This window comes from Variovorax beijingensis (assembly GCF_007828835.1).
GTDB classification, from domain to species: Bacteria; Pseudomonadota; Gammaproteobacteria; order Burkholderiales; family Burkholderiaceae_C; genus Variovorax; species Variovorax beijingensis_A.
In genome coordinates, this window is record NZ_VIVL01000001.1 from 551,704 (window position 1) to 577,949 (window position 26,246).

The following is a 26,246-nucleotide window of genomic DNA, read 5'->3' on the forward strand; positions in this document are numbered from 1 at the left end:
TCGAGGAGGAAATTCCAATGGATCCATGGGTCTATCCGCGCGAGCGCTGGCTCGGCAACATCACGCTCGGGCTCGGCCTGCTGGTCTGGGCGCTGCTGGTGCTGGGCACCCTGGGCATCGCGCTCGTCTATGTCCTGCTCGGCTTCATCGCCTACGTGTTCGCACAGTCGGCCGTCATCGCCTGGATCAAGGGCACGGCCGTGAAGCTTTCGCCCACCCAGCTGCCGGAACTGCATGCGCGATTCGAGGCCTGCTGCGGCCATCTGGGCATCCAGAACCCGCCCGAGGCCTACCTGCTGCATGGCGACGGCATCTTCAATGCCTTTGCCACGCGCTTCTTCGGCCGCAACTTCGTGGTGCTGCTGTCCGACGTGGTCGACGCCATGGAGGCCCAGCCCGACGGCATCAACTTCTACATCGGCCACGAGCTGGGCCACATCCGGCGCGGCCACCTCACGGGCCACATCTGGCGCGCCCCGGTGCTGTGGCTGCCGCTGCTCGGCGCCGCCTATTCGCGGGCCCAGGAATACACCTGCGACCTGCACGGCGCCGCCTGCTGCAAGCAGCCCGACTCCGCGCCCCGCGCGCTCGTGGCGCTGGCCGCCGGCGCGCAGCAGTGGCGCCACGTCGACCTGCAGCGCTACGCCGACCAGTCGGTGGGCAACAGCGGCTTCTGGGCCTCGTTCCATGAACTGATCGCCGGCTATCCCTGGCTCACCAAGCGCGTCGCGCGCGCCATCGATCCGGGCGCGAAGCTGCCGAGCCGCAATCCGGTGGCCTACCTGCTCGCGGTCTTCGTGCCGTACACCGGCCGTGCCGGCGGCGGCGCGCTGGCGCTCCTGGTGGTGGTGGTCATCATCGGCGTGCTGGCTGGGGTGGCTCTTCCGGCCTACAAGGACTACGAGTCGCGGGCAGCCGTTTCGCAGGCCTGGTCCGAAGCCGCGCCGGTGCGCGAAGCGCTCGGCAACTACTACAAGCAGAAGGAAGAGATTCCCGATTCCCTCGCCACCGCCGGCGCGCCCGAGACCCTGCTCGGCGGCTCGGAGCTGACGCTCGATCCGGACAGCATGGTGGTGGATGTGGTGCTTCCAAAGGCCAAGGGCACGCTGCGCATGGAGCCCTCGGCCACCGAGGACGGCATTGCCTGGAACTGCGTGGCCGGCGACGGCCTGCCCGAAAAGGCGCTGCCGGCCAGCTGCCGCAAATAGCGGCAGCGTGCCGTAAGAGAAGGTTGCCGCCCGTCGAACCGTCCGACAGGCGGACCCGGCGCGCGCCGATGCGCGCCGCGGGCGTGGGCCCTAGGGTGAAGTGTCATTGCCATCAAAAAAACCACCTTCAAGGAGTGACTCACCCATGCCCACCATCTCTTCTTCTTCACTGGACGGAATGAAGGTTGCCATCCTCGTGGCGGACGGCTTCGAGCAGGCCGAGATGACCGAGCCGCGCAAGGCGCTCGACCATGCCGGCGCGCAGACGCAGATCGTTTCGCCACTCGACGGCAGCGTGCGCGCCTGGAAGCAGCTCGAGCCCGCCGACACCTTCGAGGTCGACGTGCCGCTCAAGAACGCCAATGCCGACGACTTCGACGCGCTGCTGCTGCCCGGCGGCGTCGCCAACCCCGACGCGCTGCGTATCAACCAGAAGGCCGTGGCCTTCGTGCGTGCCTTCGTCGAGTCGGGCAAGCCCATCGCGGCCATCTGTCATGGACCATGGACGCTCATCGATGCCGGCGGTGTGAAGGGCCGCAGGATGACCTCATGGCCTTCGCTGCGCGCCGACCTGCACAACGCCGGTGCGAAGTGGCTCGACAAGGAGGTGGTGGTCGACAGCGGCCTGGTGACAAGCCGCAAGCCCGGCGACCTGCCCGCGTTCATCCGCGAGATGACGACGATGTTCGAACTCGCACACGAGGCCGCGATCCACTGAGCATGCGGCCGGTGCGGCGCGCACGCGGATGGGGCCGCGCGTTCCGGTACGCTCCCATCCCATGGCCGCATCCTCTTCGTTCGAGCGCGCGCAGCGCCTGCCCGGAAATTTCGCATGGATCGCGGTGGCGGTCGATGCGGCGCTGTTTGCGGTGACCATGGCGGTGCAGCTGCTGCCTTCCTCGCCACACGGCGAGCAGATGCGCGGCGTGTATGCGCAGCCCGGCGTATGGGTGCTGCTGCTGTCGCGCGCCGTCTCGGTATGGCTGCTGGCGGCCACGCTGGCGTGGTGCCATGCGCGCCAGGCGCTCGACGAACGCGGCGCGGTGCGCACCGCACAGCTTCGCGGGGCCGGCAGCCGCTTCGGTGCCGTGTTCCTTGCGGCAAGGCTCGTCAACATGCTGGCATTGACGCCGCTGTTCTACCAGGCGCAGCTGCTCTTCATGCCCGGTGGGCCGCTGCACGAGCGCGTCGGCACGTACGGCCTGCGCCCGGTCATGGGGGTGTCGATGCTCGTGCAGTCGGCCATCCAGATGCTCGTGCTCGTCGCGAGCGTGTGGCTGGCCGCCCGCTTCGCGCTGCGCGAGCGCGGCACTGCGCCCGTGGATGCATCGCCCGGCGCGGCGGACGACGGCGCGGGCATCGCACCGCCTCGCCGCGCGGTGGCACTCGTGGCCGCCGCGACTCTTGTCTCGCTGCAGCTGTGGATCGGCCACGCGGCAAGCGGCTGGGTCGACACCTCGAGGGATTCGGACCTGGTGCCGCTTCTGCTCGGCTGGTTCGCGGTGCCGCTGCTGGTCTTTGCGCTGGCGTTCTGGGGCGGCTGGCTCGGCGCCGCGCCGGGGCCCGCGCAGGCGCGTCCGTTCCGGGCCGTGGCGGCCGCGGTGTCTGCCTTCGTGCTGCTGCAGCTGGCCTGCGCCGCCCTTGCGCTCGGCGGGCTGCTGTGGGTCGCGAGCGCGAGCTTCTCGGGGACGAGCAGCGACGGACGCCTCGTGGCGCTCGCAGTCCTGCTGTCGGCGGTCTACCTGGTGCTGCTGGTGCTGGCGATGCGCGCGCTCACGCGCCGGTTCTACCGCCGCTACTTGTAGCTGCGCGCGTCCTCGATCACCTTGCCGTCGTTCGGCAGGGTACCCGGCGCCACCAGCTCGATGGTGCCGCGCAGCTTGGTCACTTCGCGCACCGCATCGGCAATGCGCGCCTCGAGCCCGGCCGGCGCACCTGCTGCGCATTCGAGCCTGAAGGTCATCTGGTCGTCGCCCATTTCGCCCGAGACCACGAGGCGCGCGCGCTGCACTTCCGGAAAGCGCCGCGCGATCTCCGCCACCTGCGAGGGGTGCACGAACATGCCGCGCACCTTGGTGGTCTGGTCGGCGCGGCCGAGCCAGCCCTTGATGCGCTTGTTGGTGCGGCCGGTGGGGCAGGTGCCTGCGAGCACGGCGGAAAGATCGCCGGTGCCGAAGCGCACCAGCGGATAGTCGGGGTTGAAAGTGGTCACCACGATCTCGCCCACCTCGCCGTCGGGCACCGGGTCGCCGGTGCCGGGACGCACGATCTCGACCAGCACGCCTTCATCGAGCACCAGGCCTTCGCGCGCGCTGGTCTCGTAGGCGATCAGGCCGAGGTCGGCGGTGGCATAGCACTGCGTGCCCTGCACGCCGTGCGCGGCGATCCAGTCGTGCAGGCTCGGAGGAAAGGCTTCGCCCGACACCAGCGCCTTGGTGAGCGAGGGCAGCTTCAGGCCCTTCTCCTCGGCTTTTTCCAGGAGGATCTTGAGGAAGCTCGGCGTGCCCGCATAGCCCTCGGGCTTCAGGTCGGCCATGGCTTCGAGCTGCTGCTCGGTCTGGCCGGTGCCGCCCGCGAACACGGTGCAGCCGATGGCCCGCGCGCCGCTTTCCATGATGGAGCCGGCGGGCGTCATGTGGTAGCTGAAGCTGTTGTGGATGAGCTCGCCGCCGCGAAAGCCCGCGGCATGCAGCGCGCGCGCCGTGCGCCAGTAGTCGCGCGCCTCGCCCTCGGGTTCGTAGATGGTGCCGGGGCTCGCGAACACGCGCGGCATGCGGGTGCCGCGGCCGATGGTGGAAAAGCCGCCGAACGGGTCGTCGGCGCGGCGCTGCTTCTGCAGTTCGAGCAGTTCGGTCTTGCGCGTGACGGGCAGCTTGGCGAGTGCTTCGCGCGTGGTGATGTCGGCGGGCTTCACGCCGTCGAGGATCTTCGCGAACGCGGGCGCGGCGGTCTGGGCCTGTGCGATCTGCTTCGGCAGCGCGGCCAGCAGGTCGCGCTCGCGTTCGGCGGGGTCGCGGATTTCGAGGGCGTCGTAGTGGTCGGTCATGGATTCAATGCCCTTCTTCATGGGATGGCGAGCGCAACGAAGCCCGTTCGCGGGCACCCGCGGAACCGGCTTTGCCGGGCCGCCGGGTGCGCCCCCTCGAGGGGGGAATCGAGCTACACGCAGTGAGCGAGGAACGGGGGTGGGCCATCACGCCAGCCACCTTTTCCGGCGCTTGTAGCTCTTCACGTCGCGGAAGCTCTTGCGATCCGCACCGCCGACGCCAAGGTAGAACTCCTTCACGTCCTCGTTCTCGCGCAGGCTCTTCGCCTCGCCGTCCATCACGATGCGGCCGTTCTCCAGGATGTAGCCGTAGTCGGCGTAGCGCAGCGCCATGTTGGTGTTCTGCTCGGCCAGCAGGAAGGTCACGCGCTCCTTGGTGTTGAGGTCCTTCACGATCTCGAACACCTCTTCCACGATCTGCGGTGCCAGGCCCATCGAGGGCTCGTCGAGCAGCACCATGGTCGGGTTGGCCATCAGCGCGCGGCCGATCGCGCACATCTGCTGCTCGCCGCCCGAGGTGTAGGCCGCCTGCGAGGTGCGCCGCGTCTTCAGCCGCGGGAAGTACGCATACACCTTCTCCAGCGTCTGCTGCACCGCGGCCTTGCCGTCGGTGCGCGTGTAGGCGCCGGTCATCAGGTTTTCCTCGATCGTCAGGTGCGCGAAGCAATGGCGGCCTTCCATCACCTGGATCAGGCCACGCTTCACCAGCTCGGCCGGAGACAGCGCCTCGATGCGTTCGCCGCGCAGTTCGATGGTGCCCTTGGTGACCGCGCCGCGCTCGCCTGCGAGCAGGTTGCTCACCGCGCGCAGCGTGGTTGTCTTGCCCGCGCCGTTGCCGCCGAGCAGCGCCACGATGCCGCCCTCGGGCACCACGAGCGAAACGCCCTTGAGCACGAGGATCACGTGGTTGTAGATGACCTCGATGCCGTTGACGTTGAGGATGATGTTGGGTTCGCTCATGGTGTGGTCCGAAGCATTCGAAAGAACAACAAGGGCTGCGCTTTCGAATGGCGGCTCCTGCGAGCCGCCACGGTTCTTCAAGCGGTCACATGCTGCAGTCCGCCGCGTCGCGGCGCGTCAGCTTCTTCTCGCCGGCGTACTTCTCGGCCGCAACCTTCACCATCGGCTTGATGATCTGCTCGTCGGCCTGGTACCAGTCGGACATGCCGCCCCATTTGGCGCCGTCCCAGGTGTGCACGCGCGCCCAGGTCGAGCCCATGTGGTCCTGGCACGAAGTGCTCAGCGGACGCAGCACGCCCGAGAAGCCCAGTGCATCGAGCTTCTTCTGGTCGAGCGCGAGGTTCTCCATGCCCCAGCGCACCTGCTCGCCGGTCATGACCTTGCCCTTGCCGAAGCGTTCCTGCGCGCGCTTCACGGCCTCGATGCCCAGCATCTGGATGATCACGCCGCGGGTGTAGAGCACCGAGCCCACTTCGTCCTTCGGCCCCGTGCCCTGGCCCTTGTCGTGCACCTGCTTGAGGATCTCCTGGATCACCTTCGGCTCCGCGCCCGAGGTGTTGAGCGCCAGCGCGTTGTAGCCCTTGGCATTGGCGCCCACGTCCTTCACGTCAGGCTCGGCGCCGGCCCACCACACGCCGTACATCTTCTCGCGCGGATAGCCGGTGGCCACGGCTTCCTTCAGCGCGGTGGAGTTCATCACGCCCCAGCCCCACAGCAGCACGTAGTCGGGGCGCGACTGGCGCACCTGCAGCCAGGCGGACTTCTGCTCCACGCCGGGCGCGGTGACCGGAATCAGCGACAGCTCGAAGCCGTTCTGCTTGGCGCGCTCCTGCAGCAGCGGAATCGGCTCCTTGCCGAACGGAGAGTCGTGGTACACGAGGGCGATCTTCTTGCCCTTGAGCTTGTCCATGCCGCCTTCCTTCTTGCCGATGTGCTGGATCAGGATGTCGGCCGCGGTCCAGTAGCTGCCCATCAGCGGGAAGTTCCACTTGAACACGCTGCCGTCCTGCGACGCCGACAGGCCGTAGCCCAGCGTGATGAGCGGGATCTTGTCGGTGGGCACCTTGTCGGTCAGCGCAAAGGTGATGCCGGTGGCCTGCGGGTCGAACAGCGTCACGCCCGGGCGGCCCTTCAGGCGCTCATAGCACTCCACGCCCTTGTCGGTGGCGTAGCCGGTCTCGCACTCTTCGAACGTGATCTTCACGCCGTTGATGCCGCCGGTCGCGTTGATGTACTTGATGTAGTCCTGCTTGCCGTTGGCCCATGGGGTGCCGTTGGGCGCATAGGGGCCGGTGCGGTACACCAGCAGCGGGAAGAACTGTTCCTTGGCCTGGGCTTGCGCGAGCGATGGCGCAAGCAGCGCGCCGAGGGTGCTGGCCACCAGGGCGGCGGTCAGAGCGAGCGATTTCAGTTTCATGCCTGTCTCCTTATGTGGGCACCTCGGTGCCGGTTTCTACGAACGGAAAATCAGTGGGGAAAGGGCCAGAGCCGCAGCTTTTCCTTGCCCGTGGACCACAGCCGCGCCAGGCCGTGCGGCTCGACGATCAGGAAGAACACGATCAGCGCGCCGAAGATCATGGTCTCCAGGTGCGAGGCCAGCGCGGTCGAGATCGAGAAGCCCAGCCAGCCCGGCAGCTGGTTCAGGAAGAGCGGCAGCAGCACGATGAACGCGGCACCGAAGAAGCTGCCCATGATCGAGCCGAGCCCGCCGATGATCACCATGAACAGCAGCTGGAACGAGCGGTCGATGCTGAACGCCGCCGGCTCCCATGCGCCCAGGTGGACGAAGCCCCACAGCGCGCCCGCCACGCCGACGATGAAGCTGCTCACCGCAAAGGCCGTGAGCTTGGCGTACACCGGGCGGATGCCGATCACCGCGGCGGCCACGTCCATGTCGCGCATCGCCATCCACTCGCGGCCGATGGCGCTGCGCACCAGGTTCTTCGCGAGCAGCGCGAACACCACCACGAAGATGAGGCAGAACAGGTACTTCTGCACCGGCGACTCGATCGGCACGCCGAACACGTTGAGCCCCGCCACGCTCACCGAGCCCGACGACGAATTGTTGGTGAACCACTGGATGCGCAGGAACGCCCAGTCGGTGAAGAACTGCGCCGCCAGCGTGGCCACGGCCAGGTACAGCCCCTTGATGCGCAGGCTCGGAATGCCGAACAGCACGCCGATCACCGTGGCGCACAGGCCGCCCAGCAGCAGAGACGCGATCAGCGGCATGCCGTCGATGCGCACCTGGAAGTTGTAGGCCGCATACGCACCCACCGCCATGAAGGCGCCCGTGCCGAGCGAGATCTGCCCGCAGTAGCCCACCAGGATGTTGAGGCCCAGCGCCGCGAGCGACAGGATCAGGAAGGGCGTGAGGATGGCGCGCATCCAGTAGTCCGAGACGCCCAGCGGCACCACGATGAAGGCCACGAGCAGCAGCACCAGGATGGCGATGCGGTCCTGCGCGATCGGGAAGATCTGCTGGTCGGCGCGGTAGCTCGACTTGAACTGGCCGTTTTCTCTATAAAACATTTCAGACCCGATCGATGATCTTTTCGCCGAACAGGCCTTGAGGCCGCACGAGCAGGAAGACGAGCGCCAACACATAGGCGAACCAGATCTCGATGCCGCCGCCGAGCATGGGGCCGAGATAGATTTCAGAGAGCTTCTCGCCGACGCCGATCAGCAGGCCGCCGATGATCGCGCCCGGTATCGAGGTGAGCCCGCCGAGGATCACCACCGGCAGCGCCTTCAGCGCCACCAGCGAGAGCGAGAACTGAACGCCCAGCTTGGAGCCCCAGATGATCCCGGCCACCAGTGCCGAGAAGCCCGCCACCGACCACACGATCACCCAGATGCGCTTGAGCGGAATGCCGATCGACTGCGCCGCCTGGTGGTCGTCGGCCACGGCGCGAAGGGCGCGGCCCGTGGCGGTTTTCTGGAAGAAGATCGCCAGCACCACCACGAGGCCTGCGGCCACCAGCGCGGCAACCAGGTCTTCCTGGCTCAGCAGCAGCCCACCCTGGAAGGTGCCCTGCAGCACCATCAGCGGTTCCTTGGGCATGCCGATGTCGATCTTGTAGATGTCGTTGCCGAAGATCGTCTGGCCCACGCCGTCGAGAAAGTAGGCAATGCCCAGCGTCGCCATCAGCAGCGTGATGCCTTCCTGGTTCACCAGCTTGCTGAGCGCGAGCCGCTCGATCAGCCAGGCCACGATCACCATCACCCCCATGGCCGCGATGAAGGCCAGGATGTTCGCGAGCACCTGGCTTTCGAAGCCGAACCACTGCGGGAACCATTCGGCGAAGCGCGCCATCGCAAGGGCCGCGAACAGCACCATCGCGCCCTGCGCGAAGTTGAAGACGCCCGAGGCCTTGTAGATCAGCACGAAGCCGATGGCGATCAGCGAATAGAGCATGCCGACCATGAGGCCGCCGAAGAGGGTTTCGAGGAAAAAGCCCATGTCAGTGCTCCACGCCCAGGTACGCCCGGATCACGTCTTCGTTGTTGCGAACCTCGTGCGGCGTGCCGTCGCCGATCTTCTTGCCGTAGTCCAGCACCACCACGCGGTCGGAGATGTCCATCACCACGCCCATGTCGTGCTCGATGAGAACGATGGTGGCGCCGAACTCGTCGTTCACGTCGAGGATGAAGCGGCTCATGTCCTGCTTTTCTTCCACGTTCATGCCGGCCATCGGCTCGTCGAGCAGCAGCACCTGCGGCTCCATCGCGAGCGCGCGGCCCAGGTCCACGCGCTTCTGAAGGCCGTAGGGCAGGCGGCCTACCGGCGTCTTGCGGTGCGCCTGGATCTCCAGGAAGTCGATGATGTGCTCGACGAACTCGCGATGCCGCAATTCCTCGCGCTCGGCCGGACCCCAGCGCAGTGCCTGCGCGAACAGGCCGCTCTTCATCTTGAGGTTGCGTCCCGTCATGATGTTGTCGAGCACGCTCATGCCCTTGAACAGCGCCAGGTTCTGGAAGGTGCGCGCCACGCCCATCTCGGCCACCTGGCGCGAGTTCATGTGCTTGAAGGTCTGGCCGCGAAAGGTGATGGAGCCCTGCTGCGGCCAGTAGACGCCGTTGATGCAGTTGAGCATCGAGCTCTTGCCCGCGCCGTTCGGGCCGATGATGGCCCGCACCTCGTGCTCGCGCACGTTGAAGCTGATGTCCGTGAGCGCCTTCACGCCGCCAAAGCTCAAGCTGATGTTCTGCACGTCGAGGATGACGTCGCCGACTTTTCTGTTGCTGCTCATGCCGCGGCCTTCACGATGGGGAAGGTCCTGGCCTCGACGATCTTCAGCGTGGCGCTCACCGCGCCGGTGCGTCCGTCCTCGAACTTGACCTGGGTTTCGATGAACTGCTCGGTCCTGCCGCCGTAGAGCGCGCTGACCAGCACCGCGTACTTTTCGGCGATGAAGCCGCGCCGCACCTTGCGCGTGCGCGTGAGCTCGTCGTCGTCGGGATCGAGCTCCTTGTGCAGCACCAGGAAGCGCGCGATCTGCGTCTCGCCCATGCCGTCCTCGCTCGCAAGGTCGGCATTCACCTTGGCGATGCACTCGCCCACCAGCGCCAGCACCTCGGGCTTGCCGGCCAGATCGACATAGCCGCCGTAGGCCAGTCCGCGCCGTTCCGCCCAGTTGCCCACCGCCTCGAAGTCGATGTTGATGGCGGCGCAGACCTCGTCGCGCCCGTTGCCGAAGCACACGGCTTCCTTGATCTGCGGGAAGAACTTGAGCTTGTTCTCGATGTAGTTGGGGGCAAAGATCGCGCCGCTCGCGAGCCGGCCCACATCCTTCGCGCGGTCGATGATGCGCAGGTGGCCCTCGCTGTCGAGCACGCCGGCGTCGCCGGTGTGGAAGTAGCCGTTGGCGTCGAGCACCTCGGCCGTGGCGTCGGGGCGCTTGTAGTATTCCTTGAGCACCGACACGCCGCGCACCAGCACCTCGCCGTCGTCCGCGATCTTCAGTTCGATGCCCGGTGCCGCGGTGCCCACCGTCTGCAGCTTGACCTTGCCGTCCTGCTGCAGGCAGACGTAGGCGCAGGTCTCGGTCTGGCCGTAGAACTGCTTGAGGTTGACGCCGATCGAGCGGTAGAAGCGGAACAGGTCGGGCCCGATGGCCGCGCCGGCCGTGTAGGCCACGCGGATGCGGCTCATGCCCAGCACGTTGCGCAGCGGTCCGTAGATCAGCAGGTTGCCGAGGCCGTACATCAGGCGGTCGCCCAGGCTCACTGGCGCGCCGTTGAGAATGTCCGCACCCACGCGCTGCGCGAGCGCCATGAACTTGCCGTACAGCCAGCGCTTCGGAGCCGCCGCGTCTTCCATGCGGATCGACACGGCCGTGAGCAGGCCCTCGAAGGTGCGCGGCGGGCCGAAGTAATAGCTCGGTCCGATCTCGCGCATGTCGTTCATCACCGTCTCGCTCGACTCCGGGCAGTTGAGCGTGAAGCCGCCCACCAGCCACTGCGCCACCGAGAACAGGTGGTCGCCCACCCAGGCCATCGGCAGGTAGCTCATGATGTTGTCGCCGGGCCCGAGCCTGTCGGTCTCCACGCCGCCGCGGCCCGCCGCGATGAAGCTCGCATGCGTCTGGCACACGCCCTTGGGCCGGCCGGTGGTGCCCGAGGTGTAGAGGATCACGCCGACATCGGTGGCCTCGCCGCTGGCCACCGCGCGGTCGTAGTAGCCGACGTGGGCCTTGTCGAATTCGCGGCCCAGTTCGCGCAGCTGCTCGTAGCTCATGAGCCCGGGCTGGTCGTAGTGGCGCAGGCCCTTGGGGTCGTCGTAGATGATGTGGCGGATGCCGTGCTGCTGGTCCTTCTGCAGCTCGCGGCACTCGAGCAGCTTGTCGACCTGCTCCTGGTCCTCGACGATCACGAAGTCGATGGCCGCGTCCTGCAGCATGAAGACCATCTCGCTGGCCACCGCGTCCTGGTAGAGCGGCACCGGCACGCCACGCAGGCTCTGCGCCGCAAGCACCGCCATGTACAGGTGCGGGCGGTTGGCCCCCACGATGGACAGGTTGTCGAAGGGCTTGAAGCCCAGGCTCGCCAGGCCGCAGGCCATTTCGCGCACTTCCTGCGCCACGGCGCTCCAGCTCCAGGTTTGCCAGATGCCGAGGTCCTTCTCGCGGATGGCGGGCGCCTGGGGCTGGGTTTGCGCGTGCGCAAGCAGCAGACGGGGAAAGGTGGGGGCGGTAGTTTGCACAGTGGGCGGATCGTAGGCCCCACTTTGACGCCAGGTTGTCGTTCCAACGACAATCCTAGGGACACTACTCCCCGGAGTTTCCCGATGCCTCACGGCAATTCCCAACACAGCGTGCTCGGCGGTTCGATCAAGGACCGCGTGCGCCCTGCCAACGCTGCCGAGCTCGACGGCATTCCCTGGCTGCCCACGCTCACACCGGCCGAGCGCCGCCGCGCCGAAGCCGCGCTGGTGGTGGGCGAGGCCGAGGTCGGCGACCTGGTCTGCCGCGTCGGCCGCTCGCCTACCTACTGGTTCGGCGTGGTCGAGGGCCTGCTCAAGATGAGCAACGACAACGCCGACGGCGGCTCCGTCACCTACACCGGCGTGCCGCCCGGCGGCTGGTTCGGCGAAGGCACGGTCATGAAGCGCGAGCCCTACCGCTACAACATCCAGGCGCTGCGGCGCAGCGTGGTGGCGGGGCTGCCGATCGAGAGCTTCCACTGGCTGCTCGATCATTCGATCGGCTTCAACCGCTTCGTGATGAACCAGCTCAACGAACGGCTCGGGCAGTTCATCGCGGCGCTGGAGATCGACCGGCTCAACAACCCCGACGCGCGCGTGGCACGCAACCTCGTGTCGTTGTTCAACCCGGTGCTCTATCCGGGCGTGGGCGAGGTCCTGCGCATCACGCAGCAGGAGCTGGCCTACCTGGTCGGCCTGTCGCGCCAGCGCGTGAACGAGGCGCTCAACGGCCTGTCGGCAGAAGGGTTGATCCGCGTGGAGTACGGTGGGCTGCGCGTGCTCGACCTGCCGGGCCTGCGCGCGAGCGCGATGAGCGGCCGCAAGAACGCATCCGCCGACACCGGCATTGACATTGAAGAACGGGAACGCAAGCCATGAGCCTCGACGACCAACTCCGCATCGTGCCCGCCGATGCCGACCTGGCGGGCTATGTGCCGCCGCCTCGACAACCTTCGAAGAACGAAGAAGAAGGCCCGACGCCCGATCAGCTGGCGCAGCGTAACGCCGCCTTGAGCGAGCGGCTCGAAGCCATGGACGAACTGCTCGCCAGGCCGCTCAAGGACATCCTGGCCGACCATGAGAAAGCCGAACAGGCCGCGCTCGCATGGGACCGCTTCGGCGCCATGTGGATGCTCTCGCAGCGCGCGATGCGGCGCGTGGCCATGGACCTGGGCGCGCAGCTCGGCGTGAGCGAGCATGAGATCGTCGAGCGCGCGATGGGGCATGCGAACGCGGTGCTCAATGGCGCCGACGAGCACGACCTGGACGGAACGATTGCGCCGGCGCAGATGGCGCATATTGCGCGCCATCGGGGTTTTTTGAGGGGGCAGTTTCGCGGCGGGTAGGGTGGGCGGCGCGCACCTATTTCGCCATTGCCTTCGTAGGCACCATGATGTGGGCGTAGGGCGTTCCCTTCCACATCACCCACGGACCACCCTTGGTCCAGTCCGTCGGATACGACTCGAGCTGACTCGCCTCCGTCGGCAGGATCATGATGTGCGGTCCGCTCACGACCCACTGGTTGTCAGCCGTTCGTTTGGTCGCATAGGGATCGGTGTTGCTGGCGCCCTTGTCGCCATTGAGCATGTAGGCCACGCCCACCGCCTGCGGCTTCGGCGGGTCTTTCTTGTTCATCCAGGCGTCGCCCCAGGCCTGCCACGTCTTGTCGAGGCACATCGAATCGCCGACGAGATCGAGCATGCACATCCAACCATTGGTGCCGGGGCGCAACTCCCTCATCTTGCCGTCGGCGCCCATGGCCATGACCGCGGCATGGCGGCCGATGTCCGGCGGCGCGGCACTCGTTGCCTTGCTGATGGCGGCGGCGTCGGATTTGGCTCCACCGGCCTTGGCCATGCCCTTGTGGCTGGATGGGGCTGGTTCCTGCGCCACCGCGGTCACGGTAGCGAGCATGAGCGTGGCGCTCAGGGCTGCAATGATCCTTAGCATGATGCCTCCTGACCCAGGTTTGGGTAAAGCAAAAGTATTACGTTCTGCAAGCTCAGCCTAGTGCTGGAGCGGTGAGTTGTCAAATGGCGGAAACGCGAGCGGACCGGCGAACGAGAATGAGCCAGGCCATTACCCGCAGGATCGGCATCTTCTATATTCACCGGCTCCGTCGAACGGCTTTCCCGACCCTCATACATCGCCCATGCCCACCTCTCATCTCTACCTGATCACCGGCGCTTCCCGAGGCCTCGGTCGCGCCATGGCCGAGCAGCTTCTCCAGCCCGGCAACCTGCTGCTGTGCATCTCGCGCCGCCAGAGCCCCGAACTCGCCGGTCAAGCGGCCAAGGCAGGCAGTGGCGTCGAAATCATGCAATGGGAACAGGACCTGGCCGACCCGGTTTCGGCCGCTGCGCGCGTGCGCGACTGGCTCGCCTCGCAGGACGCCCGGCGCTTCGACAGCGCCACGCTGATCAACAACGCCGGCACGGTGGGCAATCCGGCGCCGCTCTCGGCCGCGGCCGATGGCGATCTTTCGCAGGCGCTGCGCATCGGCCTCGAAGCACCGATGCTGCTGACGGCCGCCTTCCTGGGCGCGACCCGCGAATGGCGCGGCACGCGCAAGGTGCTGAACATTTCGTCGGGCCTCGGGCGCAATGCCATGGGAAGCCAGGCGCCCTATTGCGCCGCCAAGGCCGGCATGGACCACTTCTCGCGCGCCGTCGCGCTCGAGGAGGCTGCCGCACCGAACGGCGCACGCATCGTCTCGCTCGCACCCGGCGTGATCGACACCGACATGCAGGTGCAGCTGCGCGGCGCATCGGCCGAAAAGTTCCCGGACCGCACGCGCTTCGTGAGCATGAAGGAGGAAGGCCGGCTAGACAGTCCCGCCACCGCCGCGGCCAAGGTGCTCAAGTACCTGGCGCGCGAGGACTTCGGCCGCAACCCCGTGGCCGACGTGCGCGACCCGGCCTGAGCGCCGGCAAGGCGAGCACACCATGGCCACCGCAAAGTCGATCGATACCGGCGACTACAAGCTTTTTCCGTCGCCGAGGAACGTGCACCGCGTCATCTTCGAGCACCAGGTCTTCGTGCCGTATCCGTACGCGCTGATCGTGATGGACGAGTTCTACTTCAAGGGCCGCTACAGCCTGTTCTCCGCCTGCCGCCTGAGTGACGGCAAGATGGGCCAGGTGGCGACCTTCGAGCTGGCATCGGACGTCGACATCTTCAACAAGAAGTTCACGCCGGACTGATCCCGCATTTCTCCCTCCCTTTCCGGGGGAGGGCAGGGGTGGGGGCACGGCGGCATCAATTCCCTCGCAGCGCCAAATGCGGGGCAGCCCCCATCCCAACCTTCCCCCAGAGGGGGAAGGAGCAAGGCGACGTCGCTACAGCAAAAACCGGTCGCGCTGCGCCTGCGCACATTCGCCCATCACGGCCAGCGCGCGCTCCACAGTCGGTGTGCCCAGAACGAAGGGGTTCGCGGCCGGCGCAGGCTGCTGGCGCAGGGCGGCGAGCCTGGCCTGCGAGCCATCGATGTTCGAATGGTTCGACAGCAGCACGTCGACACGCTGGCTCTGCGCGATCGCGCCCATGCGCTGCGTGGCGCCGATGTAGGCGTCCAGCCGCGGCACGTCCTTGCCGAAGTTGAAGCCCGTGCCGCCCCAGAGCATCGCGCGGTGCTTGCGCCCGCCCGCGCTCACGTCGAACACCGGCGAGATCGTGCCCATGGTGTGGCCCGGCGTGAGGTACAGCGTCACGCTGGTGTCGCCGAGCGTGATGCGGTCGCCGTCCTTCACCGAAATGTCGCGCTTGGGCGGTGCGCCCCAGATCGGCGTCGCGAACTCGAGCCGGGTTTCGGTCATGGTCCAGTCGGCCTCGCTCATCACCACGCGCGCACGGTACTTCTGCGCGAGGTAGCCGGCACCGCCGTAGTGGTCGCCGTGGCCGTGCGTCACGATCACGTACTTGATCTGCGCCGGGTCGAGCCCCAGCTTGCGCATGCCGCCTTCAATGAGCGCCGCGGCCTCGGCCTCGGTGTTGAGCGCATCGATCAGGATGATCCCCTGCGAGGTCTTGATCGCCCAGGCGCTGACCCAGTCGGCGCCCACGAAGTACAGGTTGTCGAAGGCCTGGCCCGGCGGCGGCGCGGGCCGGTTGATGAATGCGGTGAGGCTCTTGTCGAGCGCGTCCTGCGGCGGCCGGGCCGCGGGGGCGGGCTGGCACAGGGTCAGCAGGGGCTTGAGGTCGGTGCCGGCCGCGCGCGTGGCAGTGGCCACGTGGGCCGCCACACTGGCCTCCGAGGGGATGGCGGCCAGCGGCGCGGTGGTGCCGGGCGGCGTCTGCGCGCAGCCCTGCGCCAGGGCAACAACCGCTGCCAGGGCGGATGTCTTCAGCAGAAAGGCGTTCTTCGAATTCTTGCGCTGTGCTGCCATCGGTGTCTCCGTGCCGTCGGTGCGGCCTGTGGTGGAGACGCCATTCCGCGACGCCGGGCTTATTCGATGGTCGCGCCCGAGGCTTGCACGATGCCCTTCCACTTCTCGTAGTCGGTCTTCAGCAGCGACTCGAACTGTTCGGGCGTCATGCCCTGCGGCTCGGCGCCCTGGGCGATGATGGCGGCCTTCATCTCGGGCGTGGCCAGCAGCTTGTTGACTTCGGCATTCAGCGTGGCGATCACGTCCTTCGGCGTCTTGGCGGGCACGAAGAGGCCGTACCAGGTGGACACGTCGAAGCCCTTGTAGCCGAGCTCGGCCACGGTGGGCGTCTCGGGCAGCGAGGTGCTGCGCTTGGCCGAGGTCACGGCCAGCGGGCGCAGCTTGCCCGCCTTGATCTGCGCCAGCGCCGAGGGCACCGACGACACCATCAGGTCGACGTTGCCCGCGAGCACGTCCATCATGGCCGCGTTGGAGCCCTTGTAGGGCACGTGGCGCATCTTGATCTGGGCGGCGCCGTTGAAGATCTCGCCGGCCAGGTGGATGGTGGTGCCGTTGCCCGGCGAGCCGTAGGTGACGGTGTCGGGCGCGGCGCGCGCGGCTTTCACCACGTCGTCGAGCGTCTTGAACTTCGAGTTGGCCTGCGTGACGATCACCACAGGCGTGTAGGCCACGTGGGCCACGGCCGTGAGGTCCTTCACCGGGTGGTAGCTCAGGTTCTTGTAGAGCCAGGGCGCGACGACCATGTTGTCCTTCTGACCCATCACGATGTCGTAGCCCGTGGGCGCGGCGCGCGCGGCCTCCGCAATGCCGATGGTGCCGCCGGCGCCGCCGCGGTTGTCGGGCACCACGGTCCAGTGGTTGGCCTCGGTGAGCTTCTGCGCGACCAGCCGCGCCAGGATGTCGGTGCCGCCGCCGGGCGGGAAGGGCACGATCATGCGGATGGGCTTGGCGGGGTAGGACTGCGCCTGTGCAGGGGCGGTGAAGGCCAGGGGAAGTGCCAGCGCGAGGGCCAGCGAGCAGGTGAGCTTGCGGATCATGGGTGTTGTCTCTTTATCGGGGCGATTTCAGGGTTGCAGTCTTCGGGCATGACCCCACTGCACCAAAGGTGCAGTGTGCCGGAACCCGCGCTCGGCGGATTTCTTCGTTCGCGATGGGCCTCATATCGACTTGCGGGGGGCTCGGGCACTCCGCCAGTGCGCCCGACGCGCTTTTTTGCACCACGCCTGTGCCGCGAGAACTCATCTTGCCTGGCACGAAACTTGTATGCTTTTTATGCAAGTCACTTGCACAAATGCAAGTGACTTGTGGAACTCCACCCAACGCACCCGCCTTTACTTCACATTCGAGGGCCTTGTCATGCTGTTCAGTCGCGCATTCGCTGGCGTTCTTTCCCTGTTCCTGATCGGTGCCGCGCACAGCGCCGACATGCTGGAGACGGTGAAGAGCAAGAAGGAAATCGTCATCGGCACCGAGGCGCAGTTCGCGCCTTTCGAGTACCTGCAGGACGGAAAGATCGTGGGCTACGGGCCCGACCTCATGCGCCTGATCCTGGCCGACCTGCCGGACGTCAAGGTCAAGCAGTTCGACGTGCCGTTCCAGGGCATCTTGCCGGGGCTGGCGACCAAGCGCTTCGACTTCGTCGTGACCTCGGTGACGCTCACCAAGGAGCGCGCCGACAAGTTCGCCTTCACCGTGCCCATCGCCGATGCGACCACTGCGCTGGTCAAGCGCAAGGACGACGCGGCCCTGACCGATCCCGCGGGCATCGCCGGCAAGACGGTCGGCTCGCAAGCCGGTTCGGCCCAGCTGCGCGCCCTGCAGGAGTACGCGAAGAAGCTGCAGGCCGAAGGCAAGCCGGCGGTCACCATCCGCGAATACGTGAGCTTCGACGAGGCCTATGCCGACCTCGCTGCCGGCCGGCTGGCAGCGGTGGCGCAGTCGCTGTCCAATCTTGCGACGCTGGTCAAGACGCGCGGCGACGTCTATGCGGTCATCCCCGCGCCGATCGGCCCCAAGACCTACTTCGGCTGGGTCGGCCGCAAGGACGCGGACAGCGCGCCGCTGGTCAAGTTCTTCAGCGACGGCATCGCGCGTGCGCAGAAGAGCGGGCAACTCAAGGCGCTGCAGATGAAGTGGTTCGGCTTCACGATGGATGTGCCCACCGATGCGGTGCCGGTGCCCCAGATGTGAGCGAAGCCGCGACCGACACTTAGCCAACGCATAGCCAACGAAGCCCGCCCGCGATGAACGCCGCGACACTCTCCGAGCGCCTGGCCGCCTACCTGCCGGTGCTGCTGCAGGGCGCCGCCATGACGCTGGCGGTCGCGGTGGCGGCCATCCTGCTGGGCTTCGCGTGGGGCGCCGTGCTGCTGGGCCTGTCGCTGCGCCGCGGCGGCCGAGGCCTGGTGCCCGCCGCGGTGCGCACCTACCTGAGCTTCTTTCGCGGCACGCCGCTGCTCGTGCAGCTGCTCATGCTGTTCTATTTGCCCAGCGCCTACGGCATCGACCTGCCGCCGCTGCTGGTGGCCATCGTGGCGCTGGGCCTGAACTCCGCCGCGTTCCAGTGCGAGATCCTGCGAGCCGGCCTGGTCGCGGTGCCGGCAGGGCAGATCGAGGCCGCAGCCTCGTTCGGCATCTCGCCATCGCGCATCTTCAGGCACGTGCAACTGCCGCAGCTTGCGCGGGCAGTGTGGCCGGCGGTGGTGTCGGAGGGCATCGATGTCGTGAAGAGCTCGGCCATCGTCTCCGTGATTTCGGTGGCCGACCTCGCGCGCGGCGGCCGGCAGATCGTGGCGTCCAACTTCAGGCCACTGGAGGTGTACCTGTCAGTGGGGGCCTGCTACCTGCTGATGACTGGTGCGGTACTGCTGCTGGGCAGCTGGCTGCGCAGCCGGATGGGGCGCACATGATCGATTTTTCGCTGCTCGGCGAGCTGCTGCCTGCCTTCGGCGCCGCGGCTTGGCGCACGGTGATGCTCACGCTCACCGGCCTGGCGGGCGGCCTCGTCGTCGGCTTCTGCTTTCATGCGCTGCGCGAAACCGGGTGGCGCGCGGCGGCGTGGCTCTACTGGGGCTACACGGGCATCTGGCGCGGCGTACCGTTCCTGATCCATCTCTTCATCGTGTACTTCGGTCTGCCGAATGCGGGCATCTCGCTCGACCCCTTCGCTGCCGCGGGCCTGACGCTGGCGGTCTACGGCGGCGCGTACTTCGCAGAGATATTTCGCGCCTGCTGGCAAAGCATTCCGCGCGGGCAGATCGAGGCCGGCCGCTGCATGGGGCTGTCGTCGCGGCAGATATTCACCACCATCGAGTGCCCGCAAGCCCTGCGCGCCAGCCTGCCGTTGATCGCGAGCCAGACCATCCTGCTGATGAAGGAGTCCGCGCTGGCCTCCGTCATCACCTACCCGGAGCTGACGATGACGGCGGGCAAGGTCGTGTCCGAGCAGTTCGTCTATGTCGAACCCTACCTGCTGCTGGCACTGAGCTATTTGGGGGCTCTCGCTGCTCATCAACCGCGCGGCCAGGGCGCTGCGTACGCGTTCGGCCCTCTGAGAAGCCTCCCTCCATGAACGCACCCGTGACCATCCCCATCGTTTCCATGCGCGGCGTCGGCAAGTCCTTCGGCGACAACCGCGTGCTGGCCGGCATCGACCTGGACGTCCGCAAGGGCGAGGTCGTTTCGCTCATCGGGCCCTCGGGTTCGGGCAAGACCACGCTGCTGCGCTGCATGAACTTTCTCGAAGCCTACGACGAGGGCGAGGTCCGCATTCGTGGTGCGCTGCTCGGCTACCGCAGGAACGCGGCCGGTGCATTGGCGCGCGAGAGCGAGCGGATCATTGCCGAGGTGCGTGCGCCGGTCGCCATGGTGTTCCAGCAGTTCAACCTGTGGCCGCACATGACGGTGCTGGCCAACGTGATGGCGCCGCTGACGCTGGCCAAGGGCCTGCGCGAGGACCAGGCCCGCGCCGTGGCCGGCGAGGCGCTGGCGCGCGTGGGCATGTCGGCCAAGGCCGACGCGCGGCCGCCCAACTTGAGCGGCGGGCAGCAACAGCGCGTGGGCATCGCGCGGGCACTGGCGGTCGGGCCCGAGGTGATGCTGCTCGACGAACCGACCTCGGCACTCGACCCCGAACTGGTCGACGAGGTGCTCGAGGTCATCAAGTCGCTCTCGCGCGGCGGCATGACGATGATCATGGTGACGCACGAGATGAGCTTCGCGGCCGAGGTGTCGGACCGCATCGTGTTCATGGAGAAGGGCCGCATCGTGACGATCGGCACTCCGCGTGAGGTGATCCACCAGCCGACGCATCCGCGGATCCAGTCCTTTCTCCAGCCCTGGATTCGCCGCAGCCTGAACAACACCGCGATGGGGAGCGTGCAATGAAGGCCATCGACATCATGAGGGCCAACGCCGTCGCGGACGACGTGGCTGGTGCGGTCGCTGCCGCGAGCCTCGACGCGCGCCTGCGCGGGCTGGCGGTGCACGGCGGCGCGGCCACAGGCGGCGTGGCGCGCCAGGCACTGAGCACGCCGGAGCTTGCGGCGCGGCGCTGGCTGGTGCAGCCCTTCGGGCAACGACCCGGCTACCGCGTCGGCATCGATGCGGCGGCCAACGTGTTCGTGCGCCGCGACGGCCAGGATGCGGGCCTTGCGCCCGTGATGACCGGCAGCCACATCGACACCCAGCCCCTGGGTGGCTGGCTCGACGGCGCCTTTGGTGTCGCGGCGGGGCTGGAAGTATTCGATGCGCTCGACCGGCTCGGTGTGCGCACCCACAGGCCGCTCGACGTGGTCATGTGGACCAACGAGGAGGGCTCGCGCTTCGCGCCCGGGTTGATGGGTTCGGTGTCCTTCACCGCACCGGAACGCCTGGGGGCATTCCTCGACGCGTGCGACGGCGAAGGTGTGCGCTTCGAGGCCGCGCGCGATGCGGCGAGAGAAGACTTCCATGCCGAGGCCCGGCGGCAGGGCTGGATCGGCCTCGAGACGCCGCTGGCGCGTCCCGTCCACAGCTACGTGGAAGCCCACATCGAACAAGGCCCCGTGCTGGAAGCCAACGGCCTGCAGGTGGGCTGCGTGGCGGCGATTCAGGGCGTGCGCTGGTTTCGCGTCACTGTGCCAGGGCGCAGCGCGCATGCGGGCACCACGCCGCTGGCCGCGCGCGACGACGCGCAGGCCAAGGCGATAGGCATGGCCCACGCGCTGCTCGAACACGCGGCGCAGTGCGGCGACGAGCGGCTGCGCGTGACCATCGGGCGCTGGGAATGCAGCCCCGGTTCGATCAACACCATTGCCGACCGCGTCGCCTTCACCGTCGATGCCCGCCACCCCGAAGCGGGCGCACTCGATGCCGTTCGCGCGCTGCTCGACGCCACGCTCCCTGCCGGCGGCCGCATCGAGGTGCTGCAGGACAAGCCCACCGTGCAGTTCGACGGCGCACTCGTGAACCTGACGCGCGAAGCCTGCCTCGCCCTGCGGCTGAGCCACCGCGACATGGTGTCCGGCGCCTTCCACGACGCCATGCCGCTGGCGGGCTTCTGCCCTGCCGCGATGCTGTTCGCGCCCAGCTGCGCCGGCATCAGCCATCACCCGGACGAAGACACCCCCATCGCAGACCTCACGGCCTGTACGCGCGCATTGGCCTGGTGCCTGGTGCGTCTGGCCGAGCCGGTCTTTCCCTCCACCCCTCCCGAGCACCCCAAGGAATAGAACCATGGAACATCCGTCCTCCGCTTCCCCCGCCGCCGTGGCCGACAACGGCGAACCCGTCGGCGCGAACAACACGCTGCGCGAACCCGTGTCCGCCGACGGCACGCCCGAACTCGGCAAGGTCTACGAAGTGCCGGCGCGCAACGGCCGCGCCGTGCGGCTGGCCAAGGGCCAGGTGATCCGCGTCATCAACACGCACGGCAGCCAGGTGTGCGACTTCTGGGCCTTCAAGGCCGACGACCTGAGCGAGTTCATGTCGATGGAGCACGCGCGCGCCGTGATCGACCGCATCATCCCCAAGGCCGGCGACCCGCTGGCCACCAACCGCCGCCGGCCCATCATGACCCTGCTGGCCGACACCTCGCCCGGCGTGCACGACACGCTCATGGCCGCCTGCGACGCCTACCGCTACCAGAACCTGGGCGTGGCGGACTATCACGACAACTGCGCCGACAACATGCGAATGGCGCTGAAAGCCATTGGCCTGCGCGCGCGCGAGGTGCCGCAGCCGCTCAACCTCTGGATGAACATTCCGGTGGCCGCCGATGGCGGCGTAGACTGGCTCCCGCCCGTTTCCAAGGCAGGGGACTACGTGGACCTTCGCGCCGAAATGGACTGCGTCGCCGTGATGTCGGCCTGCCCGCAGGACATCATTCCGATCAACGACAACCGCCCGGTCGAAGTGCACTTCACCGTGATGGCGAATGCCTGACCTTCCCGGCACGAGGCCGGCCTCCTGACCACTCCATGCGCACTGCCAAGACAACGAAGAAAAACACCGCCGACAGCAGCGCCCCGCTGCCTGACGACGACTCGCTCGCATTCACCGCGCTCGGGCCGCGGCTCAAGCATGCGCGCATGGTGCGCAGCCTCACGCTGAAGGCACTTGCTGATGCGGCCGGCTGCTCCGAAAGCCTGCTGTCGCGGGTGGAGCGCGGCCAGGTCATGCCGTCGCTGGCCAACCTGCACCGCCTGGCGCGCGCGCTCGACACCAACGTGGCCGAGCTCACGGCCGCCTTCGCGCCGCCCAGCTCGCCAGTGACGCGCGCGGCCGAGCGGCCGGTGATCGAGTTCACGGGCGCGCGCGGCAAGAAGAGCGGCGTGAAGCTCGAGCGCGTGATCGTGCCCATCCGGGGCCAGCTGATGCAGGCCGACATCCACGTGCTCGAGCCCAAGGCCGAAAGCCTGGAGCAGATCGCGCATTCCGGCGAGGAGGTGGGCTACGTGATCGAAGGCGAATTCGAGCTGCGCTTGCGCGACGAGGTCTACCGGCTCTCCACCGGCGACTCGTTCTACTTCTCCAGCGACGTTCCGCACAGCTACCGAAATCCCGGCAAAACGCCGGCCCGCGTGCTGTGGGTCAACACTCCCGCCACCTTCTGATTTCAATCGAGACCTCATGCCTTCGATGAGCACAGACACTGCCATGCAGGCGCTGCCGCGCTACAGCGGCATTCCGACGTTCATGCGCGTGCCCTTCGCGCAGCGCCTCGAAGATCTCGACATCGCCCTCGCCGGCGTGCCCTTCGATGGCGGCGTCACGGCGCGTCCGGGCGCGCGCTACGGTCCGCGCGAGATCCGCAACATGTCGTCCATGACACGCGCCATCCATCACGTGACGGGCTTCAATCCCTTCGAAGCCTGCCGCGTGGCCGATGTCGGCGACGTGCCCTTCACCGACGTGTTCCACCTGGAGCATTCGCACGAAGACATCCGCCGCTTCTTCGAGCCTCTGTTCGCGGCCGGAAAGACGGTGCTGGCCGCGGGCGGCGACCACTCGATCACTTTCCCCATATTCCAGGCCATGGCGCCGCGCGAACCGCTGGGCATGGTGCACATCGACGCGCACACCGACACCTGGGACGACTTCCGCGGCTCCAAGTTCAGCCATGGCTCACCGTTCCGCCGTGCGGTCGAGGCGGGCCTGCTCGACCCCAGGCGGACCATCCAGATCGGTATCCGCGGGGCCCAGAATTCCGACGAAGGCTGGCGCTACTCGCTGGACAGCGGCATGCGCGTGGTCTTCATCGAGGAGTTCGAGGCCAAGGGCGTGGAAGCCATCGTGCGGGAAGCGCGGCGCATCGTCGGCGACGGACCCACCTACCTGTCGCTGGACATCGATGGCCTGGACCCGGTCTATGCGCCCGGCACCGGCACCCCCGAAGTTGGCGGCATGAGCACGCGCGAAACCCTGGGGCTGCTGCGCGGCCTGGACGGCCTGAACCTCGTGGGTGGTGACGTGGTCGAGGTATCGCCGCCCTACGACCCGTCGGGCAACACGGCGCTGCTGGGCGCCACGCTGATGTACGAGATCCTGTGCCTGCTGGCGCGCAACGTGGTTGCCCGGCGCTGAACGCTTCGTTGAAAACCGCTCAAGCTGCGGCGGCCGCGCGATGTGTATTCCTTCACGAATTGCGCGTGTGCGTTCGCGATGACTACTTTGGGTTGCTTTCGGCCCTGCAACAGCGGCTTACATCATCCTCCTACAAAACAGCCCCCCAGCTTCACGAGCACGCGAGCAACTAGCGCGGTCTTGACACGGGCCGCCGCGAGTCAAATACTCCACCAAATGGTTGAGTATTTTTGGCTCGCCCGCCGCGCGTCCACTGCGCGCTGGGCTTCACAGGAGACTCTCATGCTCGGAAACATCAACGCGGTGGCCAATCTTGCGGTGAAGGACCTCGCCGTGGCGCGCCGTTTCTATGAAGACACGCTGGGCCTGGCGCAGGTCGATGCCGAGGGCGACGAGGTGATCGTCTACCGCAGCGGCAACTCCCGCATCAACGTGTACCGCTCGGCCTTCGCGGGCACCAACCAGGCCACGGCCGTGACCTGGCCGGTCGGTGGCGACATCGAGCGGCTCGTGGGCGCGCTCAAGGCCAAGGGGGTGCGCTTCGAGCACTACGACATGCCCGGCGCAAGGCTCGAAGGCGACATCCATGTCATGGGCGACATGAAGGTCGCGTGGTTCAAGGACCCGGACGGCAACATCCTCAACCTCATCAACGGGTGATGAGGATGCCCGCCGGGCCGAACCCGGTTCCTCAGCCGAAGTTCTTGGCCGCGAAGTCCCAGTTCACCAGCTTGGCCAGGAAGGTCTCGACGAACTTCGGGCGCAGGTTGCGGTAGTCGATGTAGTAGGCGTGCTCCCAGACGTCCACCGTCAGCACCGGGGTGTCGCCGGTGGTCAGCGGCGTGCCCGCGGCGCCCATGTTCACGATGTCCAGCGAGCCGTCGGCCTTCTTCACCAGCCAGGTCCAGCCCGAACCGAAGTTGCCCACGGCCGACTTCACGAACGCTTCCTTGAACGCGTCGTAGCTGCCCCACTTGGCATCGATGGCCTTGGCCAGCGCACCGCTCGGAGCACCGCCGCCCTGGGGCTTCATGCAGCTCCAGAAGAAGGTGTGGTTCCAGATCTGGGCGGCGTTGTTGTAGATGCCGCCGCTGGACTTCTTGACGATTTCCTCAAGGGGCATCGATTCGAACTCGGTGCCCTTTTGCAGGTTGTTGAGGTTCACCACGTAGGCGTTGTGGTGCTTGCCGTAGTGGTACTCGAGCGTTTCCTTCGAGTACTCGGGTGCCAGCGCGTCGAGGGCGTAGGGCAGGGGCGGCAGGGTGTGTTCCATGGTGGGGCTTTCCTTTCGGGTTTAGAAATCGAATCGAATCAGGGCGCGCTCTTCGGGCTCACCTGGTAGGCGCAGCGCCGCGCGCCCGCGAGCACGTGCTCGACGCGGCTCACGCTCACGCCGGGGCCCAGCACTTCGTCGAAGAGCTGCAGCTCGCTGCGACAAAAGCCGGTGCAGGCGCGCGCCGCGGCGCAGATGGGGCAATGGTTCTCGATGAAGAGGAAGCCGTCGCCCTCGGGCCGGAACTCGGCCATGTAGCCCTCGCGGCTGCGGATGTCGGCCAGCCGCTCGAGCTTGTTCTTGAGGCTGCGCGTGCCGCGCATGGCCTCGCGGTAGTTGGCGCGCATGGCCTCCTCGCGCGCGCCGATGAGCCGGTCCATGCCCTTCTCGCCGAACACGCTGATCACGGCGCCGATCATCTGCACCGTCATCTCGGCATGCGTGTCGGGAAAGCGCGCGTGGCCGGCGCCGGTGAGGCGCCATATCTGCGTGGGCCTGCCGCGGCCCGCGGGGCGGCTCTCGGCATCGACCAGGCCCTCGGCCTGCAGCTTGGCCATCTGCTGGCGCACGGCCTCCACCGTGACGTCGAGCACCTTGGCGATGTCGGGAATGCCGAGCGCGCCACGGGTCTTGAGCGTGGACAGGATGCGGTCCGCCGGCTGGTGCGGCATCCAGGCGGGCTTGGCGTCGAGGGGGCGCGAGGTCATCTTTCTTATTCAAAGAAGCTGCTTTGATTATCAAGCGGCGGCCGAGGTGTTGTCGAGCCCCTTGGAAAAGAGGGGACGCTTTTACGGTTTCTTTATGCGCCCTGGCCGACTCTGTTTCCCGTTTTTACGGACGCCTGCCGAGACTCGAGTCCTTGTTTTCGCTTGAGGAGTGATGAATGGACTTCGTCTGGATGGGCGCCCTTCTGGCGCTGTGGGCCGTGGCCGCGGCCATGGCCGTCGGGCTGGACCGGCTTGGCGCGCCGAAGAATGCGGCGGGAACGGCGCAAGGGGCCGCATCGTGATCGGCCTCGAAGCACTTTACGGCTTCGGCGCGCTGGTGGCCGTGCTCCTGTTCGCGTACCTCGTGTTCGCGCTGATCTGTGCCGAGGAGTTCTGAA

General features: G+C 67.3%; 30 protein-coding genes. 18 read left to right on the forward strand and 12 right to left on the reverse strand.

The genetic code is table 11. The features are described 5' to 3' along the window. Positions 1-17: 17 nt before the first annotated feature. The 3 genes from FB547_RS02640 (at position 18) to FB547_RS02650 (ending at position 3,013) form a co-directional block, all read left to right on the forward strand. Positions 18-1,208, forward strand: a complete 1,191-nt coding sequence (locus FB547_RS02640; protein WP_145739401.1) for a M48 family metallopeptidase — start codon at positions 18-20, stop codon at positions 1,206-1,208. Between the two features lie 145 nt (positions 1,209-1,353). Further along, complete coding sequence (locus tag FB547_RS02645) at positions 1,354-1,926, forward strand: type 1 glutamine amidotransferase domain-containing protein (RefSeq protein WP_145739402.1); 573 nt, start codon at positions 1,354-1,356, stop codon at positions 1,924-1,926. Between the two features lie 61 nt (positions 1,927-1,987). Next, positions 1,988-3,013, forward strand: a complete 1,026-nt coding sequence (locus FB547_RS02650; RefSeq protein WP_145739404.1) for a hypothetical protein — start codon at positions 1,988-1,990, stop codon at positions 3,011-3,013. Here FB547_RS02650 and FB547_RS02655 read toward each other — a convergent pair. The 7 genes from FB547_RS02655 to FB547_RS02685 all read right to left on the reverse strand — a co-directional run bounded on the left by FB547_RS02655 (position 3,004) and on the right by FB547_RS02685 (position 11,419). Continuing rightward, entirely contained in the window at positions 3,004-4,254 is a 1,251-nt protein-coding gene (locus tag FB547_RS02655) for a phenylacetate--CoA ligase family protein (RefSeq protein ID WP_145740532.1), read from the reverse strand. The two genes, FB547_RS02650 and FB547_RS02655, sit on opposite strands and share 10 nt — an antisense overlap. A 147-nt stretch (positions 4,255-4,401) precedes the next feature. After that, complete coding sequence (locus tag FB547_RS02660) at positions 4,402-5,214, reverse strand: ABC transporter ATP-binding protein (RefSeq protein WP_145739406.1); 813 nt, start codon at positions 5,212-5,214, stop codon at positions 4,402-4,404. A gap of 85 nt (positions 5,215-5,299) precedes the next feature. Then, positions 5,300-6,631 (reverse strand): ABC transporter substrate-binding protein, encoded by a 1,332-nt coding sequence (locus FB547_RS02665; RefSeq protein WP_145739408.1) that lies wholly within the window; start codon positions 6,629-6,631, stop codon positions 5,300-5,302. A 50-nt stretch (positions 6,632-6,681) separates the two neighbouring features. Further along, on the reverse strand, positions 6,682-7,746 hold the full coding sequence (locus tag FB547_RS02670; protein WP_145739410.1) for a branched-chain amino acid ABC transporter permease: 1,065 nt from the start codon (positions 7,744-7,746) through the stop codon (positions 6,682-6,684). A gap of 1 nt (position 7,747) precedes the next feature. Further along, the gene (locus tag FB547_RS02675; protein WP_145739411.1) at positions 7,748-8,677 is read right to left on the reverse strand and encodes a branched-chain amino acid ABC transporter permease; all 930 of its coding nucleotides are present in this window, start codon (positions 8,675-8,677) and stop codon (positions 7,748-7,750) included. Between the two features lies 1 nt (position 8,678). Further along, on the reverse strand, positions 8,679-9,467 hold the full coding sequence (locus tag FB547_RS02680; protein WP_145739413.1) for an ABC transporter ATP-binding protein: 789 nt from the start codon (positions 9,465-9,467) through the stop codon (positions 8,679-8,681). Next, the gene (locus FB547_RS02685) at positions 9,464-11,419 is read right to left on the reverse strand and encodes an AMP-dependent synthetase/ligase (RefSeq protein ID WP_145739414.1); all 1,956 of its coding nucleotides are present in this window, start codon (positions 11,417-11,419) and stop codon (positions 9,464-9,466) included. The genes FB547_RS02680 and FB547_RS02685 overlap by 4 nt, the downstream gene beginning before the upstream one ends. A gap of 84 nt (positions 11,420-11,503) precedes the next feature. On the opposite strand from FB547_RS02685, the gene FB547_RS02690 reads away from it, so the two are divergent. Further along, a complete protein-coding gene (locus FB547_RS02690; RefSeq protein WP_145739416.1) occupies positions 11,504-12,298 on the forward strand; it encodes a Crp/Fnr family transcriptional regulator in 795 nt (264 codons plus the stop codon). Then, positions 12,295-12,765, forward strand: a complete 471-nt coding sequence (locus FB547_RS02695) for a hypothetical protein (protein WP_145739417.1) — start codon at positions 12,295-12,297, stop codon at positions 12,763-12,765. Before FB547_RS02690 ends, FB547_RS02695 begins: the two co-directional genes overlap by 4 nt. Before the next feature lie 16 nt (positions 12,766-12,781). Here the strand turns inward: FB547_RS02695 and FB547_RS02700 are convergent, their stop codons facing one another. Further along, positions 12,782-13,369 carry a hypothetical protein gene (locus FB547_RS02700; protein WP_145739419.1) on the reverse strand — a complete coding sequence of 196 codons (588 nt, stop codon included), beginning with the start codon at positions 13,367-13,369 and terminating at the stop codon, positions 12,782-12,784. Between the two features lie 202 nt (positions 13,370-13,571). Here FB547_RS02700 and FB547_RS02705 point away from each other — a divergent pair, with 202 nt between their 5' ends. Both FB547_RS02705 and FB547_RS02710 read left to right on the forward strand, forming a co-directional pair. Continuing rightward, positions 13,572-14,342, forward strand: coding sequence for an SDR family NAD(P)-dependent oxidoreductase (locus tag FB547_RS02705; protein ID WP_145739421.1), 771 nt, complete (start codon positions 13,572-13,574; stop codon positions 14,340-14,342). Between the two features lie 22 nt (positions 14,343-14,364). Next, positions 14,365-14,622 carry a hypothetical protein gene (locus FB547_RS02710; RefSeq protein ID WP_015867751.1) on the forward strand — a complete coding sequence of 86 codons (258 nt, stop codon included), beginning with the start codon at positions 14,365-14,367 and terminating at the stop codon, positions 14,620-14,622. Positions 14,623-14,757: 135 nt separating this feature from the next. Here the strand turns inward: FB547_RS02710 and FB547_RS02715 are convergent, their stop codons facing one another. Both FB547_RS02715 and FB547_RS02720 read right to left on the reverse strand, forming a co-directional pair. Further along, complete coding sequence (locus FB547_RS02715; protein WP_145739423.1) at positions 14,758-15,804, reverse strand: MBL fold metallo-hydrolase; 1,047 nt, start codon at positions 15,802-15,804, stop codon at positions 14,758-14,760. Positions 15,805-15,863: 59 nt separating this feature from the next. Then, positions 15,864-16,841, reverse strand: coding sequence for a Bug family tripartite tricarboxylate transporter substrate binding protein (locus FB547_RS02720; RefSeq protein ID WP_145739424.1), 978 nt, complete (start codon positions 16,839-16,841; stop codon positions 15,864-15,866). Positions 16,842-17,160: 319 nt separating this feature from the next. On the opposite strand from FB547_RS02720, the gene FB547_RS02725 reads away from it, so the two are divergent. The 9 genes from FB547_RS02725 (at position 17,161) to FB547_RS02765 (ending at position 24,528) form a co-directional block, all read left to right on the forward strand. Then, positions 17,161-17,994 carry a transporter substrate-binding domain-containing protein gene (locus FB547_RS02725; protein WP_145739426.1) on the forward strand — a complete coding sequence of 278 codons (834 nt, stop codon included), beginning with the start codon at positions 17,161-17,163 and terminating at the stop codon, positions 17,992-17,994. A 53-nt stretch (positions 17,995-18,047) separates the two neighbouring features. Next, complete coding sequence (locus FB547_RS02730) at positions 18,048-18,713, forward strand: amino acid ABC transporter permease (RefSeq protein ID WP_145739428.1); 666 nt, start codon at positions 18,048-18,050, stop codon at positions 18,711-18,713. Beyond that, a complete protein-coding gene (locus FB547_RS02735) occupies positions 18,710-19,375 on the forward strand; it encodes an amino acid ABC transporter permease (protein ID WP_145739430.1) in 666 nt (221 codons plus the stop codon). The genes FB547_RS02730 and FB547_RS02735 overlap by 4 nt, the downstream gene beginning before the upstream one ends. Then, positions 19,372-20,190, forward strand: coding sequence for an amino acid ABC transporter ATP-binding protein (locus FB547_RS02740; protein ID WP_145739432.1), 819 nt, complete (start codon positions 19,372-19,374; stop codon positions 20,188-20,190). Before FB547_RS02735 ends, FB547_RS02740 begins: the two co-directional genes overlap by 4 nt. Beyond that, complete coding sequence (locus FB547_RS02745; protein WP_145739434.1) at positions 20,187-21,515, forward strand: M20 family metallo-hydrolase; 1,329 nt, start codon at positions 20,187-20,189, stop codon at positions 21,513-21,515. Before FB547_RS02740 ends, FB547_RS02745 begins: the two co-directional genes overlap by 4 nt. A 4-nt stretch (positions 21,516-21,519) precedes the next feature. After that, positions 21,520-22,227: a DUF1989 domain-containing protein gene (locus FB547_RS02750; protein WP_145739436.1), complete on the forward strand. Its 708-nt coding sequence runs from the start codon at positions 21,520-21,522 to the stop codon at positions 22,225-22,227. A 35-nt stretch (positions 22,228-22,262) separates the two neighbouring features. Then, positions 22,263-22,898, forward strand: coding sequence for a cupin domain-containing protein (locus FB547_RS02755; RefSeq protein WP_145739438.1), 636 nt, complete (start codon positions 22,263-22,265; stop codon positions 22,896-22,898). Between the two features lie 25 nt (positions 22,899-22,923). Next, entirely contained in the window at positions 22,924-23,868 is a 945-nt protein-coding gene (speB, locus tag FB547_RS02760; protein ID WP_145739440.1) for an agmatinase, read from the forward strand. Positions 23,869-24,150: 282 nt separating this feature from the next. Continuing rightward, on the forward strand, positions 24,151-24,528 hold the full coding sequence (locus tag FB547_RS02765) for a VOC family protein (protein ID WP_145739442.1): 378 nt from the start codon (positions 24,151-24,153) through the stop codon (positions 24,526-24,528). 31 nt (positions 24,529-24,559) lie between these two features. On the opposite strand, the gene FB547_RS02770 is transcribed toward FB547_RS02765, so the two are convergent. After that, entirely contained in the window at positions 24,560-25,141 is a 582-nt protein-coding gene (locus FB547_RS02770) for a superoxide dismutase (protein WP_145739444.1), read from the reverse strand. 38 nt (positions 25,142-25,179) lie between these two features. Beyond that, complete coding sequence (locus FB547_RS02775) at positions 25,180-25,848, reverse strand: helix-turn-helix transcriptional regulator (RefSeq protein WP_145739446.1); 669 nt, start codon at positions 25,846-25,848, stop codon at positions 25,180-25,182. A 176-nt stretch (positions 25,849-26,024) separates the two neighbouring features. On the opposite strand from FB547_RS02775, the gene FB547_RS33525 reads away from it, so the two are divergent. Then, the gene (locus FB547_RS33525) at positions 26,025-26,150 is read left to right on the forward strand and encodes a hypothetical protein (RefSeq protein ID WP_261380200.1); all 126 of its coding nucleotides are present in this window, start codon (positions 26,025-26,027) and stop codon (positions 26,148-26,150) included. Continuing rightward, entirely contained in the window at positions 26,147-26,245 is a 99-nt protein-coding gene (kdpF, locus tag FB547_RS02780; RefSeq protein ID WP_145739447.1) for a K(+)-transporting ATPase subunit F, read from the forward strand. Before FB547_RS33525 ends, kdpF begins: the two co-directional genes overlap by 4 nt. Position 26,246 lies beyond the last annotated feature (1 nt).